The 712-nt window shown below is 64.7% G+C and carries 1 protein-coding gene; it reads left to right on the top strand.

Annotated elements, in window-relative coordinates:
• Positions 1-48: 48 nt before the first annotated feature.
• Positions 49-712, top strand: a 664-nt coding sequence (locus tag AC01FP_RS18390; protein ID WP_474482301.1) for a 4-hydroxyphenylpyruvate dioxygenase family protein, incomplete at its 3' end; no start/stop codon positions are given.

Here is a 712-nt window from a genome sequence, read left to right as displayed (position 1 = left end):
AGCGCGGCATGGTACTTCGCCCGCGAGCATGGCCCGTCCGCTTGCGGCATGGCCTTCCGCGTGCGCGACGCACGCAAAGCCTACAGGCACCTGCTCGACAAGGGTGCCGAGCCGGTCCAGGTCCATACCGGCCCGATGGAACTGCACATCCCGGCAATCCGCGGGATCGGCGGGGCGATCCTCTACCTGGTTGATCGCTACGCCGACGAAAACGGAGACGGCCTGTCGATCTACGACATCGACTTCGAATACCTGCCGGGAGTCGACAAACACCCGGTCGGGGCCGGGTTCAAGCTGATCGATCACCTCACCCACAACGTCTACGGCGGGCGCATGGCCTACTGGGCGGACTATTACGAAACCCTGTTCAACTTCCGCGAGATCCGCTTCTTCGACATCAAGGGCGAATATACCGGCCTGACCTCCAAGGCGCTGACCGCGCCCGATGGCAAGATCCGCATCCCGCTCAACGAGGAAGGCGAAGGCGGCAAGGGCCAGATCGAGGAGTTCCTGCGCCAGTTCAACGGCGAGGGCATCCAGCACATCGCGCTGATCTGCGACGACCTCGTCACCCGCTGGGACCGGCTGCAGAAGCTGGGGGTGCCGTTCATGACCGCCCCGCCCGCGACCTACTACGCCATGCTCGGTGAGCGGCTGCCGGGTCATGGCGAGGATGTCGACGCCCTGAAGATGCGCGGCATCCTGCTCGATG

Source organism: Cyanobium sp. NIVA-CYA 375 (assembly GCF_056108345.1).
Note: the sequence above shows the minus strand (reverse complement) of the source record. Positions and strands in the feature narration are given on the sequence as shown.